Below are 931 nucleotides of genomic sequence, written 5' to 3'. Positions count from 1 at the left end.
CTTGCAGAGCTAAAGACCACACCACCCGACACGGTAAATCCATTCTTCGTAACTCGTCGTGATCGTTCATCAATCGCTTTTTTGACTCGTTCGAGAATGTGCTTCATCCCTTCAATATCTTCATCGTATATCGCGAGAATAAACTCCTCACCACCAAAGCGAGATGCAACGTCACTGTGACGAATGTTGTCTCGGATGCACTTCGCGACCAGTTGAATCGCAGAGTCACCTACATCATGGCCGTAAGTATCATTGATAGTCTTAAAGCTATCGATATCGAACACAGCCAATGCCACGTTCTTCTTCGTCATTTTATTACGCCAAACGGCCTGCATTCCTCTGCGGTTGAGCAGCCCTGTCATTGGGTCTCTTGCAGCAAGATCTTTAAAGTAGCGACGTTCGGTGTGCATGTTGACATAAAACAGTACTACGGTACTCAATACGTAAATGAAGACCGCGACCACGATGCTGTGCTTTTCAAAGAACGTTAAATTCTTAATCTCGCTCCATAAGTTATATTCGTAATAAATACTGTGATTGGCACTCAAGCGCTCTTTTTCAATGGGCTTGATCCGCACGGCATCTTCAGGAATCGTTTGGAAATTGGAAACTAAGTGCAGCTTCCCGACAAGGTTTTCAGAAGTCGTGAGCAGCGCATCGACATCAAAATCAATCGAGAGCACCCCTTGGTGGACGCCTTTTTCGTAAATTGGCACTGTTAAACTGATGATTTGCCCTTCCATGGAATCAAGCATCGGCCCAGGCCCAGCCAATGTAATGTTGACCTTATCTTGCGCGGTTTTTTGCCAGAATGGCCTCGCCTTTAACGTTGACCAAAGCTCTTTAGTAAAATTCTTCGAGTACTTATCGGGCGACGAAATCACATAACCACGTTTATCGATGTAATGGATACCAACAATGTGGGATTCAA

At 45.0% G+C, this 931-nt stretch carries 1 protein-coding gene; it reads right to left on the bottom strand.

Annotated features, from left to right (window positions below):
* The coding region (locus R7Q11_RS25200) for a sensor domain-containing diguanylate cyclase (protein WP_225466882.1) at window positions 1-931 on the bottom strand (931 nt) is incomplete at both ends.

The organism is Vibrio sp. 970, from assembly GCF_033339075.1.
The sequence above is the reverse complement of the archived record's forward strand: the minus strand, read 5'-3'. Positions and strand labels throughout refer to the sequence as shown.